The 16,390-nt window shown below is 63.2% G+C and carries 15 protein-coding genes, 1 tRNA gene and 3 pseudogenes; 9 read left to right on the top strand and 10 right to left on the bottom strand.

Features of this window, described 5'->3' with window-relative positions; all coding sequences use genetic code 11:
- Positions 1-172: 172 nt before the first annotated feature.
- From ACVILI_RS05390 to ACVILI_RS05380, 3 genes are read left to right on the top strand one after another with little or no spacing between them, the layout of a single operon-like run.
- On the top strand, positions 173-493 hold the full coding sequence (locus ACVILI_RS05390; RefSeq protein ID WP_038651162.1) for a hypothetical protein: 321 nt from the start codon (positions 173-175) through the stop codon (positions 491-493).
- The gene (locus tag ACVILI_RS05385) at positions 486-1,787 is read left to right on the top strand and encodes an HlyD family secretion protein (RefSeq protein ID WP_202361132.1); all 1,302 of its coding nucleotides are present in this window, start codon (positions 486-488) and stop codon (positions 1,785-1,787) included. The genes ACVILI_RS05390 and ACVILI_RS05385 overlap by 8 nt, the downstream gene beginning before the upstream one ends.
- On the top strand, positions 1,784-3,331 hold the full coding sequence (locus ACVILI_RS05380; RefSeq protein ID WP_038651159.1) for a DHA2 family efflux MFS transporter permease subunit: 1,548 nt from the start codon (positions 1,784-1,786) through the stop codon (positions 3,329-3,331). The genes ACVILI_RS05385 and ACVILI_RS05380 overlap by 4 nt, the downstream gene beginning before the upstream one ends.
- A gap of 204 nt (positions 3,332-3,535) precedes the next feature.
- Here ACVILI_RS05380 and ACVILI_RS05375 read toward each other — a convergent pair whose 3' ends face one another.
- The 4 genes from ACVILI_RS05375 to rpmH all read right to left on the bottom strand — a co-directional run bounded on the left by ACVILI_RS05375 (position 3,536) and on the right by rpmH (position 6,590).
- Positions 3,536-4,096, bottom strand: a complete 561-nt coding sequence (locus ACVILI_RS05375) for a fasciclin domain-containing protein (protein ID WP_019862426.1) — start codon at positions 4,094-4,096, stop codon at positions 3,536-3,538.
- 165 nt (positions 4,097-4,261) lie between these two features.
- Positions 4,262-6,073: a membrane protein insertase YidC gene (yidC, locus tag ACVILI_RS05370; protein ID WP_019862425.1), complete on the bottom strand. Its 1,812-nt coding sequence runs from the start codon at positions 6,071-6,073 to the stop codon at positions 4,262-4,264.
- Positions 6,074-6,087: 14 nt separating this feature from the next.
- Positions 6,088-6,441, bottom strand: a complete 354-nt coding sequence (gene rnpA, locus ACVILI_RS05365; RefSeq protein ID WP_027040889.1) for a ribonuclease P protein component — start codon at positions 6,439-6,441, stop codon at positions 6,088-6,090.
- A gap of 14 nt (positions 6,442-6,455) precedes the next feature.
- Positions 6,456-6,590, bottom strand: coding sequence for a 50S ribosomal protein L34 (gene rpmH, locus ACVILI_RS05360; RefSeq protein ID WP_008833937.1), 135 nt, complete (start codon positions 6,588-6,590; stop codon positions 6,456-6,458).
- Positions 6,591-6,870: 280 nt separating this feature from the next.
- On the opposite strand from rpmH, the gene ACVILI_RS05355 reads away from it, so the two are divergent.
- Positions 6,871-8,358 carry an ATP-binding protein gene (locus ACVILI_RS05355; protein ID WP_038651154.1) on the top strand — a complete coding sequence of 496 codons (1,488 nt, stop codon included), beginning with the start codon at positions 6,871-6,873 and terminating at the stop codon, positions 8,356-8,358.
- 276 nt (positions 8,359-8,634) lie between these two features.
- Positions 8,635-8,711, top strand: a tRNA-Arg gene (locus tag ACVILI_RS05350).
- A 199-nt stretch (positions 8,712-8,910) separates the two neighbouring features.
- Here the strand turns inward: ACVILI_RS05350 and ACVILI_RS05345 are convergent.
- From ACVILI_RS05345 to ACVILI_RS05320, 6 genes and pseudogenes are all read right to left on the bottom strand, one after another.
- Positions 8,911-8,979: pseudogene (locus ACVILI_RS05345) on the bottom strand (hypothetical protein); the annotation flags it as partial.
- An 11-nt stretch (positions 8,980-8,990) separates the two neighbouring features.
- Positions 8,991-9,245, bottom strand: coding sequence for a DMT family transporter (locus tag ACVILI_RS05340; protein ID WP_148307433.1), 255 nt, complete (start codon positions 9,243-9,245; stop codon positions 8,991-8,993).
- Positions 9,246-9,249: 4 nt separating this feature from the next.
- Entirely contained in the window at positions 9,250-9,774 is a 525-nt protein-coding gene (locus ACVILI_RS05335) for a GNAT family N-acetyltransferase (protein WP_038651151.1), read from the bottom strand.
- A 13-nt stretch (positions 9,775-9,787) separates the two neighbouring features.
- The gene (locus tag ACVILI_RS05330) at positions 9,788-10,315 is read right to left on the bottom strand and encodes a helix-turn-helix domain-containing protein (RefSeq protein ID WP_457102352.1); all 528 of its coding nucleotides are present in this window, start codon (positions 10,313-10,315) and stop codon (positions 9,788-9,790) included.
- Positions 10,316-10,631: 316 nt separating this feature from the next.
- Positions 10,632-11,162 (bottom strand): annotated as a pseudogene (locus tag ACVILI_RS05325) (dihydrofolate reductase family protein).
- Positions 11,163-11,428: 266 nt separating this feature from the next.
- Positions 11,429-12,130 (bottom strand): GntR family transcriptional regulator, encoded by a 702-nt coding sequence (locus ACVILI_RS05320; RefSeq protein ID WP_019862416.1) that lies wholly within the window; start codon positions 12,128-12,130, stop codon positions 11,429-11,431.
- A 216-nt stretch (positions 12,131-12,346) separates the two neighbouring features.
- On the opposite strand from ACVILI_RS05320, the gene ACVILI_RS05315 reads away from it, so the two are divergent.
- The 4 genes and pseudogenes from ACVILI_RS05315 (at position 12,347) to ACVILI_RS05300 (ending at position 16,384) form a co-directional block, all read left to right on the top strand.
- Positions 12,347-13,387, top strand: coding sequence for an ABC transporter substrate-binding protein (locus ACVILI_RS05315; RefSeq protein ID WP_019862415.1), 1,041 nt, complete (start codon positions 12,347-12,349; stop codon positions 13,385-13,387).
- 193 nt (positions 13,388-13,580) lie between these two features.
- A pseudogene (locus ACVILI_RS05310) lies at positions 13,581-14,667 on the top strand (ABC transporter ATP-binding protein).
- Positions 14,664-15,587: an ABC transporter permease gene (locus ACVILI_RS05305; protein WP_019862413.1), complete on the top strand. Its 924-nt coding sequence runs from the start codon at positions 14,664-14,666 to the stop codon at positions 15,585-15,587. Before ACVILI_RS05310 ends, ACVILI_RS05305 begins: the two are co-directional and overlap by 4 nt.
- On the top strand, positions 15,584-16,384 hold the full coding sequence (locus ACVILI_RS05300) for an ABC transporter permease (protein ID WP_038651145.1): 801 nt from the start codon (positions 15,584-15,586) through the stop codon (positions 16,382-16,384). Before ACVILI_RS05305 ends, ACVILI_RS05300 begins: the two co-directional genes overlap by 4 nt.
- Positions 16,385-16,390: the final 6 nt, after the last annotated feature.

Here is a 16,390-nt window from a genome sequence, read left to right as displayed (position 1 = left end):
AATCCTTGCCGGAAAAATTCGCGCCGCAGGGGCGCCTCTTCCGTGTCGTGGCCCATGCGATTTTTGGCCAACGCGGCTTAGTCCGTCTTGCACGCGCCGTCCAGCGGGATTATGTGCATGATGATAATAAGCATGCTCACGAAAACTTGTCCGTAGATCCCGATCTCTTCCCATGTCCTCCTCGCCCCATATCAGCTTCGTGCTGCACAACGTCGCGCGCCTGCTTCGAACGCGGTTCGAGCAGCGTTTGCGGGCGTCGGCGCTGAGCCGTCCCCAATCGCAGGTGCTGGCCTGGCTGCCTTACCTGGCCCCGCTGGTCCGCCGGCTGCTCGAGATCATGCGCGGCAACGGCCGGAGAACGCGAGACGAGGCCTTCGCCGGCCCTTCTCCTGAAACACGGCAGCATCGGCTGCAAACCCCAAACTTTATCAAATCCAATCTGCTCGCGGCTCGCACCCAGCCAGCCGGCGACCGGGAGAAAGTCCATGGCTGAATCAACATCCCCCAAGAAGCCTGCCGAAAACGACCCCGCCACGGGTCGCCCCGGCGACCAGATCATCCGGCTGGACAGCGAGCGCGAACAGAGGCGTGCCAATGTCGTCATCGACAATGACGAGCTGGAAGCGCCGGTTGCGCTGCAGCCGGCGGCACTCGAGGCGCCGACCAAGGAGCCGCAGCCGCAGCCGGCTCCTATCGCCGTTGCCCCTCCCCCCGCTGCCCCAGCCAAGCCGAAGCGCAGTCTGAAGCGGCCGGTGCTGTTTGCCTTGCTTCCCATCGCGCTCGCCGTAGGCGGCTATTACTACGTGACCGGCGGCCAGGTGATGACGACCGACAATGCCTACATCCAGGCCCAGTCGCTCGGTGTGTCCACCGACGTCTCCGGCACCGTGCAGGAGATCGACGTACACGAGAACCAGGTGGTGAAGAAGGGCGACGTGCTGTTCCGCCTGCGGCCGGCCTCCTTCGAAACCGCTCTTGCCGCCGCCCAGGCCCAGCTCGGGACGGTGCGCAACCAGGTGCTGACCCTGCAGGCGAGCTACCAGCAGTCGCTGTCGCAGATCGAACAGGCGCAAGCCGACATTCCCTATTACGAGGCCGCCTTCCAGCGGCAGCAGGACCTTCTCAAGACCTCCACCGCCTCCAAGGCGTCTTTCGATAGCGCCCAGCACGACCTCGTCGCGGCGCGCCAGAAAGTGGCCGTCGCCAAGGCGCAGGCGCAGGCCACGCTTGCCCAGCTGGGCGGCGACGCCAACCAGCCGGTGGAAAAGAACCCGTTCTACCTGCAGGCCCAGTCGGGCGTCGACGACGCGCAGCGCAACCTCGCCGATTCCGTGGTCAAGGCGCCGTTCGACGGTGTCGTCACCAATGTCGATGCGCTTCAGGTCGGCAAATATCTGCCGGCCTCGCAACCGGCCTTCAGCCTGGTTTCGTCGACGGATCTGTGGATCGAGGCGGAGCCGAAGGAAACCGAACTGACCTATGTGCGGCCGGGACAGACGGCGACGATCAGTGTCGACACCTATCCAGGCGCCGTCTGGCACGGCACGGTTGCCTCGATCAGCCCGGCCTCGTCGTCGAGCTTCTCGCTGCTGCCGGCGCAGAACACCACCGGCAACTGGGTCAAGGTCGTGCAGCGCATCCCGATGCGCGTGACGGTCGACGATACCAAGGGCAAGCCGCCGCTGCGCGGCGGCATGAGCGTGGTGGTCGACGTCGAGACCGGCCATGCGCGCGGCCTGCCGGACTTCGTCACCAACCTCATCGACCGGTTCGGACAAAAATCATGACCAGCGCGACCGCGGCAGGTGCCACACCGGTGGTCGCCAATCGCGGCGCCATCACGGCTTGCGTGATCCTGGCGGTCATCATGCAGGCGCTGGACACGACCATCGCCAATGTGGCGCTGCCCTACATACAGGGCAGCGTTTCGGCCAGCGCCGATCAGATCAATTGGGTGCTGACCTCCTATATCGTCGCGGCCGCCGTCATGACGCCGCCTTCGGGCTACCTTGCCAACCGCTTCGGCCGCAAGCGCATCCTGTTGACCTCGATCACCGGCTTCGTGGTCGCCTCGGTGCTGTGCGGCTTCGCGCAGTCGCTGCCGCAGATCGTCGGCTTCCGCCTGCTGCAGGGCCTGTTCGGCGCCGCACTGGTGCCGCTGTCGCAGAGCATCCTGCTCGACATCTACAGCGTGGAGGAGCGGGGCTCGGCGATGGCGCTGTTCGGCGTGTCGGTGATGGTCGGGCCGGTGTTGGGCCCGGTCATCGGCGGCTGGCTGACCGAGAACGTCTCCTGGCGCTGGGTGTTCTACATCAACGTGCCGATCGGAGCGCTGGCTTTCGCCGGCGTATCGCTGTTCGTGCTCGAAACCAAGCTGGACATCAAGGCAAAGCTCGACTGGCTGGGTTTCGGCATGCTCAGCATCACCATCGCGGCGCTGCAGATGTTTCTCGACCGCGGCGAGCAGCTCAACTGGTTCTCCTCATCCGAGATCATCGTCGAGGCGCTGATCTGCGCGTCGGCCTTCTACATCTTCCTCGTCCACACCTTCACCGCCAAGAACACCTTCGTGAACCCGCGGCTGTTCCTGGACCGGAATTTCGCCGTCGGCATGATCTTCATCTTCATCGTCGGCATCACCTATCTCGCCTCGCTGGCGCTGATGACACCCTATCTACAGACGCTGATGGGCTATCCGGTGGTGACGGCCGGCATCGTCATGGGCCCGCGCGGCCTCGGCACGATGGCGTGCATGTTCCTGGTCGGCAGGCTGGTCGGCAAGGTGGACACACGCTGGCTGCTGTTCATCGGCCTCGCGATCACCGCCTGGGCGATGTACGACATGACCGGCTGGACGCCCGATGTCTCGCAATGGACGATCATCAGCACCGGCTTCATCCAGGGTGCGGGGCTCGGCTTCCTGTTCGTGCCGCTGACCACCATCACCTTCGCCACGCTGGCGCCGGAACGGCGGGCGGAAGGCACCGGGCTTTACAATTTGTCGCGAAATATCGGCTCCAGCGTCGGCATCTCGGTGGTCACCGCGCTGCTGACGCAGAACGTGCAGATCAACCATGCCAACATCGCCACCTATGTGACGCCCTTCAACCAGGCATTCGGCAATCCGGCGATCGCGCAGGCCATGAACCCCTACACCGCCGCCGGTCGCGCAGCACTGGACGGCGTGGTAACGCTGCAGGCGACTGTTATCAGCTATATAGACGACTTCAAGCTGATGATGATCCTGTCGCTGGCCGCCATCCCGCTGGTACTCTTGCTGCGCAAGCCAGGCACGCCGGCCAAGGTCGACCATAGTGCCGTGATGGAATGATGCGCTGGAAGCGGTCGAAGTTCGATCGCTGAAGCCAAGCGTCTTCACGGTACGCAAAAAGAAACCGGGGCCCTGTGAGGGACTACAGGACCCCGGCCTCGCCGATAACGACTTCCCCAAGAAACTTGGCACCTCGTCACGAGGCGGGGATGGCAGGCCAAGAAAGCCCCAACGACCTGCCACTGCCCCTTTCACCGGAAGCCGTTACTTCGGCAACAGCACCTTGTTGACGACATGGATGACGCCGTTCGACTGGTTGACGTCGGCGATGGTCACCTTCGCCTCGCCGCCGGACTCATCCATGATGAAGAGCTTGCCCTTCTTGACCTCGGCGGTGAGCGTGTCGCCCGAGACGGTCTTCATCTCGTATTTGCCGCCCATCGCCTTGGCCTGCTTCATCATCTCGGCGCCCGAGATCTTGCCAGCCACGACATGCGCGGTCAGGACCTTGGTGAGCTTGTCCTTGTTCTCGGGCTTGAGCAGCGTGTCGACCGTGCCGGCCGGCAGTGCCGCGAAGGCCTCGTTGGTCGGTGCGAAGACGGTGAACGGGCCGGCGCCCTGCAGCGTGTCCACCAGCCCGGCGGCCTTGACGGCGGCGACGAGCGTGGTGTGGTCCTTCGAATTCACGGCGTTCTCGACGATGTTCTTGGTGGTGTACATCGGCGCCCCACCGACATTGGGGTTCTTGGCGTAGGCGGGGGCGGCAATCGCCACGCCGGCGACGAGAGCGGAAATGGCGATGATCCTGAATGACGGCAAGCGCATGTGGTCTTCCTCCGGGTGAGGGCTGATCGGAATTGATAGCCTTTGGAAATGCACACGCAGTCACGCTCCGCGACCGCTCGCAGTTTCGCCGATCACGGGAACGTGAACGGATATCCACCCAAAGAAAAAGCCCGGACGAACCGGGCTTTCGCGAAGAGAGAGCTTCTATTCCGCCGGTGACGGTTTCTTTTTGAACAGGGCCATCAGATTGTCCCATAGCTCGATCTTGGCGCCCTGGCGCTTCATGATCACACCCTGCTGCAGGATCGACAGCGTGTTGTTCCAGGCCCAGTAGATGACCAGGCCGGCCGGGAAGCCCGCCATCATGAAGGTGAAGATAACAGGCATCCAGGTGAAGATCGCGGCCTGCGTCGGATCCGGCGGCGTCGGGTTCATGCGCATCTGCAGGAACATGGTGACGCCCATGATCAGCGGCCACACGCCGATCATCAGCATGTGCGGCAACGTCACCGGGATCAGGCCGAACAGGTTGAACAGCGACGTCGGATCGGGCGCGGCCAGATCCTGGATCCAGCCGAAGAACGGCGCGTGCCGCATCTCGATGGTGATGTAGAGCACCTTGTAGAGCGAGAAGAAGACCGGGATCTGCAGCGCCACCGGCCAGCAGCCGGCAAGCGGATTGATCTTCTCGGTCTTGTACAGCTCCATCATCGCCTGCTGCTGCTTCATCTTGTCGTCCGCGTATTTCTCGCGGATCTCCAGCATCTTGGGCTGCACCTTCTTCATGTTCGCCATCGACGCGTAGGACTTGTTGGCGAGCGGGAAGAAGATGGCCTTGACGATAACGGTGGTGGCGAGGATCGCCAGGCCGAAATTGCCGAAGAATTTGTAGAGCGTGTCGATCAGCCAGAACATCGGCTTGGTGATGAAATAGAACCAGCCCCAGTCGATCAGCAGATTGAACTGACGAATATGACGGTCCGCCTCGTAGGCGTTGATCTTGGCGACTTCCTTGGCGCCGGCGAAGATCTCAGTCTCCACCGTCGCGGACTGGCCGGCCTCGACATTGATGGCGTCGGTCAGGAAGTCGGACTGGTAGCGGTGCCGGCCGTCCTCGAAAAAGGCGTAGCGCGGCTGGAAAGGCTGCTTTTCGGTCGGCACCAGCGTGACGGCCCAGTATTTGTCGGTGATGCCGAGCCAGCCATCGGTCGACTTGCCGGGCGTAATCTGCTTGTCGGATTCGATCTTGGCGTATTTGTACTCGGCCAGGCCCTCGGTGCCGGTAACGCCGATCAGACCTTCGTGCAGCACATAGGTGCTGGCAACGGCGGGCTTGTCGTAGCGCGTGACGCGGCCGTAATTGAACAGCGAAACCGCGCTCGAGCCGGAATTCTGCACCGTGTCCGACACCGTGAACATGTAATTGGCGTCGACGGAGAAGATGCGCTTGAAGGTCAGGCCCTTGTCGTTGGTGTAGGTGAGCGTCACCGGCGTCGATGGGGTCAGCGTCGGGTTGCCCTCGACATTCCACACCGTTTCGGCACCCGGCACCGTACCCGTCTTGTCGTTGCCGACGAAGCCGATCTCGGCGAAATAGCCGGTGGGCAGCGCCTGCGGGTTGAGCAGTTCGATCTCGGGCGAATTCTTGTCGACGGTCTCGGTGTAGTGCTTGAGCTTGAGGTCGTCGAGGCGCGCGCCAGTCAGGTTGATCGAGCCCTCGAGGCTCGGCGTGTCGATCTTGACGCGCTTGGAAGCGGCCAGCGCCTGATCGCGGCCAGCAGCGGTGACGGTGTCACCGCCGGGCGCGTTGGGAATGGTGCCCGGCGCCGGAGCCGGCGTTCCAGCACCCGGATTGGCGGCCTCGGCCGCCTTCTTCTGCTCTTCCACCCGCTGCTGCTCGATCTTGGCGGCCTCGCGCTGCTGCTCCACGCGCGGGTTCATGTAGAAAACCTGCCACAAAGTCAGGATCAGCACCGACAGCGCGATGGTGATAAAGAAGTTCCGGTTGTTTTCCATCGAGAGCCTTTGGCCTATCGTGTTCCGCGAAGTCGGCGGGAGAGTTCAGCCTTCAACTGGCCGAAAGGGGCGCGCAGCGCATCGTCGCGCCCGACGATGACATAATCATTGCCGGGCACCATGTCATCTGCGGCATGGACGCGGACGGCCTCTTTAAGCCGCCGCCTGACGCGGTTGCGCACAACAGCGTTGCCGACCTTCTTGGTGACGGTGTAGCCGACGCGCGGTACCCCGCCATCGCCGCGGTCGAGGACCTCGACGAGGAAAAACCGTCCGCGTCGCTTTTCACCACGACGGACGGCCAGGAATTCCGCGCGTTTCAGAAGCCGCTTGGGATTTTGCCCCACTGGCTTGCCGGTTGCGGGCAACGATATCGTCTCGCTTAGGCGCTGAGCCGCTTGCGGCCGCGGTTGCGGCGAGCTGCGACGACTCCACGACCACCCTTGGTGGCCATGCGGGCACGGAAACCGTGCCGGCGTTTGCGGACGAGTTTGGACGGTTGGTAGGTACGCTTCATTTGTTTTAATACCGCGGGGTGCGGCCCTTCTTGATTCTGTCACTCTGTAACAGGAGCTTTGCCGGGCCGGCTTTGGCGCGATCGAAACCGCGCCGGGACGAGTGGCCCGAGCGTGAGCGGGCTTATAGAAAGAAGGGTTTTGGAAGTCAATCCGGCGTCGGCGCGGCGCGGACGCCGGCTTCATGACGGTAATTTAATGTTCCGGCCAAAGGATGAAATTGGCAAAAATGCCGTAATCGCCTAATCTTGGCCGATCAAGTGATCGTGAAGACAGAGTCGCATGAGCGAAACCAGCCAAGCGGGGGAAGGGAACGGAACGGCGCCCGCCGCCGTCCGCACGGTACCCCTGTCACGCGGCCTGTCGACGAAACTGCTGCTGCTGACCATCGTTTTCGTGCTTCTGGCCGAAGTGCTCATCTTCCTGCCCTGGATCGCCAGCTACCGGCTGAGCTGGCTCAAGGAACGGCTGAGCACGGCGGCGGCCGTGTCGATCGTGCTGGTGCAGGGCGAGTCGACCTCGCTGTCGCGCACGGCACAGAATGACGTGCTGATGGCGATCGGCGCCAAGGCGATCGCGGTGCGCGACGGCGGCGTCTCGCGGTTGCTGGTGGTGGCGGACATGCCGCCGCAGGTCGACGAGCATATCGACCTCGCCAGCGTCGGCATGATCAAAGGCATGACCGGCGCGCTCGACACGCTGTTCTTCGGCGGCGACCGGATGCTGCGCGTCTTCGGACCGGTCGGCGACAGCGACAAGGAATTCGAGCTGATCATGCCGGATTACTCGCTGCGCAAGGCCATGCTCATCTATTCACGCAACGTCGCCTTCGTCTCGCTGCTGATCTCGCTGTTCACCGCCATGCTGGTCTATGCCGCGATCGACCTGATCATGATCGGGCCGATCCGCACCATGACGCGCTCGATGCTGTCCTTCTCCGAAGCGCCCGACGACCCTGGCCGCATCATCCATCCCGCCGCCCGCTCCGATGAGATCGGCGTTGCCGAACGCGAACTGTCGCAGATGCAGGAGCGGCTGCAAAAGATGCTTTCGGAGCAGAAACACCTTGCCGATCTCGGCCTGGCTGTCTCGAAGATCAACCACGACATGCGCAACATCCTGGCCTCGGCGCAGCTGATTTCGGACCGCCTGCGCCTGGTCAAGGACCCGACCGTGCAGGCCTTCGCGCCGAAGCTTTTGCGCGCGCTCGACCGGGCCGTCTCCTATTCAGAAGGCGTGCTTCACTATGGCCGCACGCAGGAGCCGCCGCCTTCGCGCCGCCGGGTGCGGCTGCGGCAGCTGGTCGAGGACGTGCACGGCCTGCTCGACATCGAGGACGGCATCGAGTTCATCAACGCCGTCGAGGCGGCTTTCGAGGTGGACGCCGATTCCGACCAGCTGTTTAGGGTGCTCACCAATCTTTGCCGCAACTCGGTGCAGGCGATGGCGGCCGACACCGAGAGCGCCGTGGTGCGGCGGCTCGCCGTATCGGCCGAGCGCATGGGCAGCGTCAGCCGCATCGCCGTCACCGACACCGGCCCCGGCCTGCCGCCGAAGGCGCGCGAAAACCTGTTCGCGGCGTTCCGCGGCTCGGCGCGCAGCGGCGGCACTGGCCTTGGCCTGGCGATTGCCCACGAACTGATCAGGGCGCATGGCGGCTCGGTGGAACTGGTCGAATCGATTGGCGGGCGCACCACTTTCGCCGTCACCATCCCCGACCAGCCGGTGCGGCTCGACCAGGCCCGCGGCAGCCTGCGCCGCCCGGCGTGACGGGCTCGGCGCTGTTTTCCCGAGGCTTCTGCCCTTCAAGTCTGACGCTTTCGATGATCTTCGCCGCGACTTTTCCCCACTCGGCCTGAATCAGACTGGCTTCGCGGCAGCTTCAAAGCCCTGGGATCGGGGCCGTCGTCACCAGATGACACACCCACGACAAAACTTTTGCCGGATCGGCTTGCTTTTCCCAAATTCAGTCGTTAGGGAACTGCACACATTCGCGGCCGGTCCTTGGGATCGGATCGCAGGGCCGTTGAAAACATGGCCTGATGCGCGCCCGTAGCTCAGCTGGATAGAGCACCAGACTACGAATCTGGGGGTCAGGAGTTCGAATCTCTTCGGGCGCGCCAAAAACTCATCCATGTCGTTGGGTATTCGGATCGAGTGGCCCCGTCGGAAGCCACGCGAGAGTCGATCTGTCGCACAGGTGTCACACCGAGGCGGATGACAAATCGTGGCGACGATCCGGAAACGAGGTTTCAAGCCCTCTGCCGGCGGCATGAGGAGCGCGCGAGGGACGTCACGGGCGTGTCGAGAAGCCGTCGTTCGTTATGCCCTTGCCCTGACGAGCACTCCGATCACAACGAGCATCAATCCGATCAGACGCCCCATGCCGAAAGGCCTTTCGGTTAGTCCGAACGCCCCAAAGTGATCGTAGACCGTGAGGCATCGAGGTCAGGGCGGGTACGGATCGAGCGCCAACTGCCGAGCCTGACCACCAGCAGACGGGCCGCGACGGTGGCTATCAAGAAGGCCAAAAAGACCGCGGCAAGCGAATCGCGGTTCAGTTCCTCGGACAGACGCGCGCAAATCGGACCTTGCGCGGCAACCAGCATTCCGCCGATCACCGCGCTCATGCCGGCGAGAATCAGACCCGCTGGCACCCGGCTATATCCGCCTGAACATGTAGGTCGTCGCGTGCAGCGCCTTGCCGTCCGGGTCCCAGGCGAAGTCGGGGATCACACCAGCCACCTCGAAGCCGACGGAAGCGTATAACGGCTCCGCGGCGTCCCCGGTTCGCGTGTCGAGGGTTACGAGGGTTTTCCCCAGTTCACGCGCGCGATCCAGCGCTTCATTCATCAGGGCCCGCCCGATGCCGAGCCTGCGTGCCTGCGGATGGACGATCATCTTTGCGATCTCGCAGCGATGCGGCTGGTTGGGCGGCATGGCGGCGAGAAGCTGGACGGTTCCGACGATCTCGCCGTCCCGCTCCGCGCCGAAAAGCACTCTGCGTCCTGCAGCGACCTTACGTCGAACATCGCCCGACCAGAACCGAGCCGCGTCCTCGTAGGGCATGGGCGCCATGAAGCTGATAGCCGCGCCATCGGCTACGCTGTCCGCGAGAACCCTGGAAAGCTCGCCCAGCCTTTTTTCGATGGCGAGACCGTCGAGTTCAATGATCTGCATTTCCATGTATGGCGGTTCCTTAAGCCATGGCGATAATGTAGCGGGCCGATTGTTCGCCGGTCTCAAAGGAAGAGGCGCCACGCAGCCGATAGCGCAGGCAGTCACCGGGACGCAGGTCGTGCCGAACGCCATCGACGATCAAAACAAGCGCACCTGCCAAAAGCACGAGGTGGTGTTCGTGCCCCGGAAGAGCGGGCCGATCGTAGACGATGCGCTGGTTGGGCGCGATCTCGCACTCGATCATTTCGAGCTTCAGCTGTCCGCTGGGCGGCGAAAGAGCACGACGAGTGAATCCCTTCTCCTGATCCGACCATATGCTTTGGTCAGCGTGGTGGACAAGCGGGGGAAAGTCCGACTCGAGCGGCGCCAGAAGCTGGGAAAGCGGCAATGCGAAAGCCGACGCCAGACGACCAAGCGTTTCCGCTGTGGGGCTGACTTCGCCATTCTCGATCCGCGACAGCGTCGCCCGACTGACCCCGCTGTTTGCCGCGAGCTCCTGAAGGGTAAGCCCACGATCTGCTCGAAGCATACGAAGATGATCGGCCAAGGCTTTAACGTGGCGAGACGCTGTGTCCATATGTGGGAAAATATCCCAATTCAGGGAAATTGCAAGCGAGACCTGATCGTAAACATGTCTATCGCACGGCCCCAAAGGCAGTTTCTGGGAACGCTGGAAGCGGCGGTGAATGTCTCGAGGAGGCCGGAAGCGACGCGCCATAGCGCATAGCCGGCGGCTCGAAGCCTGGGCCATCTGCAAGAAGGAGGACCTGGAGGCGATAGCGTAGACAAGTGATCATCTTAGCCCGGTGGGGCCCAACCCAAGACCGGACTTCAGCGCCGATTTCATTCGACGGGCCGCGAGCTTATACAGGAACGTAGGTCAACCTGATCACATCCTCGCCGATCCGATCGTGGGTCATAAGGCGCAGCGGTGGCCGGGGTCCGGCAAAATAGGGCTTGCCGTGCCCAAGCACGACGGGATGCAAGTAGATCCGATACTCATCGATCAGGCCAAGTTCGGTGAGGGTCTGCGCCAGGTTCGGGCCGGCAACTTCGATCTCCCCATCGCGGTCGGCCTTCAACTCCCGCATCGCGCCTCGAGATCATCCCCGACGAGCCTGGCGTTGGGACCAACCGACTTCAACGAGCGCGAGACGACCCATTTCGGCTGGTTCCGCCACGCCGCCGCGAAGGCGCGTTCGTCCGCATTCCATTCGGGATGATCGTCGTCCCCAGTACCGCATGATTTCATACATCCGGCGGCCATAGACACTGCCCGCCTGCGCCTGAGCCTCCTCGATGAAGTGGCGGAAGAGCGTGGGGCCTGGCGCAAATCCCATATGGTCGACATAGCCGTCCAGGGACTGGTTCATTCCGAACACGAGCTTGGCCATACCCCTTCCTTCCTCACCGGCACGTCCGCGCGGTTCCGATTGTGTTATGCAATCGGTTATAGGCTAGATCGACTGATTTTGGATCGCAATTGGTTTTTGGCGGGGTCGCGCTCGGCGAGGTCGAGCAAACCTACATGGCCCGGCTCAGCGAACGCGACGCCTTCGGGCGGGCGATGGAAAGCTGTCAAGGCCACGCGAGCGTGGGTCGAGGCGTCCTCTAAAGCGCGCCGCGCCTGAACGGATTCATGCGTCGCGCTTTGGTCTCCTCAGGACGCCTTGGCCAGAAAACTCTGGTAGTCCGACTTTGCCTGCAACAGGCGCAGCACGTTTTCGCGTGAGCCGCGCACATGGGCGCGGGCCAGGGCGCCGGCCCGGGTGGCATCGCCGGCGCAGATCGCTTCGACGATCTCGGCATGCTCGTCGCGGGCGATCTTCCATTCGTCGAGCCACAAGAGTTCGGTCCATACATAGTGCTGGCACTTGTCGAGGATGCCGCACAGCATGCCGTGCAGCATGGCATTGCCGCTGATCTCAGCGATGACGCGATGCAGGTCGATGCCGACCTCCAGCTCCTGGAATTTTTCCTTTGTGGTGCGGTCCGGAATGGCGGCCAACCGCTCGCATTCGGCCAGCATGGCGCGCAGCCGCGCTTTGTCCTTGTCGGTCGCGGCGGCCGCGGCCAGTTCGGTCGCATGGCCGTCGAGCAGTTCGCGGATGGCGAAGGCCTCGCGGAACATGTTGATGTCGAACTCTGTGACGACATAGCCCTGGCGCGGCCGGCCGGTGACCAGGCCGTCGCGCTCGAGGCGGTTGAAGGCTTCGCGCACCGGCGTGCGGCTGACATTGAGTTTTGCGGCTATGTCGCTCTCGGTGACGCGCGAGCCGGGCGGAATCTGGCCGGTCACGATCATCGCCTTCAGCGACGTGTAGACCGAGTCGCGCAGTGTGTTTTTGGGTTGCTTGCTCAAAGATCCGTCCCCACCGGCAATCGATATTTGCCTATCTCTATTCGCAGTCGGCGCGATTTGCCACGCCTTGACGGCGCTGCTCACGCCCGCCTGCATCGTGCCTGTCAGCCAGATTCGGACGGTGTTGACATCGTCGATCCCTAGGCTACACTGAAAATTGTATACAAAATCGCATGCTAAATCAAAACAAATGGGAACACCGGCTGGAGAACCGACATGAAAACCATCAATAGCCTTGGGATTGCCGCGGTCGCGGGCCTCATGGCATCGGCAGCGGCGCCCGCCTTTGCCGCCGATACGATCACCGTCGCCTCGTGGGGCGGCACCTATCAGGAGGCGCAGACCAAGGCGTTCTTCGATCCGACCGCCAAAGCGCTCGGCATCACCATCAAGCAGGACACCACCAACGGCCTCGACGATGTGCGCCTGCAGGTGACCGGCAATGCGGTGAAGTGGGACATCACCGAACTCGGCGCCGACGAATGCGCGCGCGGCTCGAAGGAAGGGCTGTTCGAGAAGCTCGATTACGGCTTGATCGACAAGAGCGGCATCAACCCGAAGCTGGTCCATGACGACTGGGTCGGCATTTCCTACACCTCCGTCGTGCTGATCTACCGGACCGATGTGTTCGGCGACAAAGGCCCCAAGACCTGGGCCGATTTCTGGAACGTGGAAAAATTCCCGGGGCGGCGCGCGCTCTCCAGCAGCCAGGCGACCGAGACGCTGAGCGTCGCCGCTCTCGCCTCCGGCCTGCCGATCGACAAGGTCTATCCAGTCGACATCGACGGCGCCTTGAAATCGGTCGACAAGATCCGCGGCCATGTCGACGCCTGGTGGACATCAGGCGCACAGGCCATGCAGCTGGTCAAGGACGGCGAGGTCGACATGGCGAGCATCTGGAACGGCCGCGCCGGCACGCTGAAGAAGGAAGGCGCACCGGTCAGCTTCTCGTTCGACCAGGGCGTGCTGACCGCCGACTGCATGGTCATCCCCAAGGGCGCCAAGAACAAGGAAGCGGCGATGAAGGCGCTGGCGATGTTCGTGAGCCCGCAATTGCAGGCCAACCTGCCGCTCTATGTCGACAATGGGCCGGTGAACGAAAAGGCCTTCGAGACCGGCAAGATCCCGCCCGAGCGGATCAAGGACATCAACTCGGCGCCCGAAAACGTCAAGAAGCAGGTGCTGCAGGATGCCGAGTTCTGGCGCGACACGCTGGTCGAGGCGACCGAGAAGTTCAACAATCTGATCCAGCAATAGCTGCCCGGCAGACACTTCACGGCAGGGCGGCGCAAGCCGCAAAGGCTGCTTCGCCCCGCCCTCCTCTTCGCCGCCCAGAGCAGTTCACCGTTTCTCCGAAACGTCGAACGACTCTATCTCTTTGTTTTTACGCAATTCCTGAGGGAAAACCGCTCCTCACTTTTCCTGGAATTGCCCTAAGGAGAAAAGAATCTTGTCCATTGCGCCATCCGCGCTGCCGATCAGCATGCGCCGGATCGAGAAAACGATTTGGCAGCGTATCGGTGCTGCGCGACCTGAACCTCGATGTCGAGGCCGGCGAGTTCCTGACGCTGCTCGGGCCTTCCGGCTCCGGAAAGACGACGCTGCTGATGATCCTGGCCGGTTTCGTGCGGGCCGATGGAGGGTCGATCCGGGTCGGCGACGACGAGATCATCACCACGCCGCCGCATAGGCGCAACATCGGCATGGTGTTCCAGAACTACGCGCTGTTTCCGCATATGAACGTTTTTCACAACATCGCCTTTCCGCTGAAGCAGCGCGGCGTGGCGGCCACCGAGACCGCCGAGCGTGTCGAAAAAGCACTGGAACTGGTGAAGCTCAAGGGCCTGGGCGAACGGCGTGTCGACCAGCTTTCCGGCGGCCAGCGCCAGCGCGTGGCGCTGGCGCGCGCCATTGTCTTCGAACCGCGCATCGTGCTGATGGACGAGCCCCTGTCGGCGTTGGACAAAGGCTTGCGCGAGCATATGCAGATCGAGCTGCGCGCCCTGCACCGGCGGCTTGGCATGACGACGGTCTATGTCACGCACGACCAGCGCGAAGCCATCACCATGTCGGACCGCATCGCGGTGATGAATGCCGGACGCATCGAGCAGCTCGACAAGCCCGAGACGCTCTACGCCGCGCCGAAGACGCAATTCGTCGCCGGCTTCATCGGCGAATCGAATTTCATTCCGGTCGAATGCCGCAACGGTTCGGTCTGGTATGAGGACAGGCGCATCCAAACGGCGGGGGCGGCACCGGCCCCCGGCCAACATCTGATGGTGGTGCGGCCGGAAAAGCTGCGGCTGGTCACGGCGGCCGAGCCGTCGAGCGGCATCAATGTGCTCGATGCCACGGTCGGCGACATCATCTACCAGGGCGACAGTTTCGTCTGCTACGCGGTCCTGCGCGACGGCCGCCAGCTGACTCTGCGCGACTACTGCCGCAGCGATGTGCTGGCCAGGCTGCCGGCGCCCGGCCAGCCGATCCGCCTCGGCCTCGATGCGCAGGACACCATCCTGGTGGCGGCCGAAAGATGAGCGCGCCATCCGCCCTCCTGAGAGAACCAGCCGGCGCGGGCCGGGACCTCAACGCGCAGGCGCTGCGCGCCGACGCGCGGCGCGAGTCGCTGCGGCTGCTGGCACTTTTGTCGCCGAGCCTGTTCCTCGTCTTCGCCATCATCATCGTGCCGATCGGCTGGCTGTTCTGGCTATCGCTGTTCGACGAGGCCGGCGCCTTCAGCACATCCAACTATGCGCGCTTCTTCGAGCAGGCCTCCTACATCAAGACCTTCGTCACCACCTTCAAGGTCGCCTTCATCGTCACCGGCGCCTGCGTGCTGCTGGGTTATCCCCTCGCCTACATGCTGTCGCAGCTGCCGCGCCGGGCGGCATCGATCTGCCTGATCTTCGTGATCCTGCCGTTCTGGACGTCGGTGCTGGTGCGTACCTATGCCTGGCTGGTGATCCTGCAGCGCAAGGGCCTGATCAACAGCTGGCTGATCGACCTCGGCGTGATCAGCCAGCCGCTGTCGCTCGCCAACAATCTGTCCGGCGTGGTCATCGGCATGACGCATATCCTGCTGCCGTTCCTGGTGCTGCCGCTCTACGCCTCGATGAAGACCATCGACACCGACTGCCTGCGCGCCGGCATGAATCTCGGCGCCGGTCCGGTCGCAACCTTCCGGCAGATCTTCTTTCCGCTGTCGCTGCCCGGCCTTGCTTCGGGCGTGGTCATCGTCTTCGTGCTGTGTCTCGGCTTCTTCGTCACCCCGGCGCTGATGGGCGGCGGCAAGGTGATCATGTGGGCGATGCGCATGGAGCAGACCACCAGCCTCTATTCCAACTGGGGCGCGGGTGCCGCGCTCGGCGTGGTGCTGCTGGTGGTCACGCTGGCGCTTCTCGGCCTGTTCCAATGGCTGCTTGGCGCGCGCGCCACCGGCGTGTGGAGTTCGCGATGAGCGCAGATGTCGGCCTGCCAATCTCGCATCGGCAACGCCTGTGGCTTTACGCTCTGGGCGGCCTGGTGCTGCTGTTCCTGATCGCGCCGTCGGTGATCATCGTCATCATGTCATTTTCGGATTCGACGCTGCTGCAGTTCCCGCCGCAGCAATGGTCGCTGCGCTGGTACGAAACCTATTTTCAGTCGGTGGAATGGCGTGATGCGACCATCGTCTCGGTCAAGGTGGCTGTCATGACCGTGCTGGTGGCGACACCGCTCGGCACCGCCGCCGCCTATGCGATCAACCGGGGCACGCTGCGCTTCAACGGCACCATCAATGCGCTGCTCACCGCATCGCTGATCATCCCGGTGATCCTGATCGGCATCGGCACCTTCTTCCTCTATGCCCGCATAGGCCTCAACAACACGCTGACCGGCCTGGTCATCGCGCATGCGGTGCAGGCCTTGCCGCTGGTGGTGCTGACCGTGCTTTCCGGCCTGCGCTCCTACGATATGAACCAGGAGCGCGTGGCGCGCAGCCTGGGCGCCGGGCGCATCGCCGCCTTCTGGCAGGTGACGATGCCGCAGATCCGTTTCTCGATCGTCTCGGGCGGGCTGTTCGCCTTCATCACCTCCTTCGACGAAGTGGTGGTTTCACTGTTCATCTCGGGCGGCGAGACCACCACGCTGACGCGGCGCATGTTCAACGCGCTGCGCGACCAGATCGACCCGACCATCGCCGCCATCTCGACCTGCCTGATCGTGCTTTCCGTCCTGCTCCTGTCGGTGGCGCAGATCTTCGGGCGGCGGCATTGATTTCAT

The sequence above is a fragment of the Mesorhizobium sp. USDA 4775 genome, from assembly GCF_054062655.1.
Note: the sequence above shows the minus strand (reverse complement) of the source record. Positions and strands in the feature narration are given on the sequence as shown.

Bases quoted from the DNA above. Each gene is read 5' to 3' on its own strand.
- ACVILI_RS05390 (WP_038651162.1), top strand. From the start codon at position 173: ATGTCCTCCTCGCCCCATATCAGCTTCGTGCTGCACAACGTCGCGCGC.
- ACVILI_RS05385 (WP_202361132.1), top strand. From the start codon at position 486: ATGGCTGAATCAACATCCCCCAAGAAGCCTGCCGAAAACGACCCCGCC.
- ACVILI_RS05380 (WP_038651159.1), top strand. From the start codon at position 1,784: ATGACCAGCGCGACCGCGGCAGGTGCCACACCGGTGGTCGCCAATCGC.
- ACVILI_RS05375 (WP_019862426.1), bottom strand. From the start codon at position 4,096: ATGCGCTTGCCGTCATTCAGGATCATCGCCATTTCCGCTCTCGTCGCC.
- yidC (WP_019862425.1), bottom strand. From the start codon at position 6,073: ATGGAAAACAACCGGAACTTCTTTATCACCATCGCGCTGTCGGTGCTG.
- rpmH (WP_008833937.1), bottom strand. From the start codon at position 6,590: ATGAAGCGTACCTACCAACCGTCCAAACTCGTCCGCAAACGCCGGCAC.
- ACVILI_RS05355 (WP_038651154.1), top strand. From the start codon at position 6,871: ATGAGCGAAACCAGCCAAGCGGGGGAAGGGAACGGAACGGCGCCCGCC.
- ACVILI_RS05335 (WP_038651151.1), bottom strand. From the start codon at position 9,774: ATGGAAATGCAGATCATTGAACTCGACGGTCTCGCCATCGAAAAAAGG.
- ACVILI_RS05315 (WP_019862415.1), top strand. From the start codon at position 12,347: ATGAAAACCATCAATAGCCTTGGGATTGCCGCGGTCGCGGGCCTCATG.
- ACVILI_RS05305 (WP_019862413.1), top strand. From the start codon at position 14,664: ATGAGCGCGCCATCCGCCCTCCTGAGAGAACCAGCCGGCGCGGGCCGG.
- ACVILI_RS05300 (WP_038651145.1), top strand. From the start codon at position 15,584: ATGAGCGCAGATGTCGGCCTGCCAATCTCGCATCGGCAACGCCTGTGG.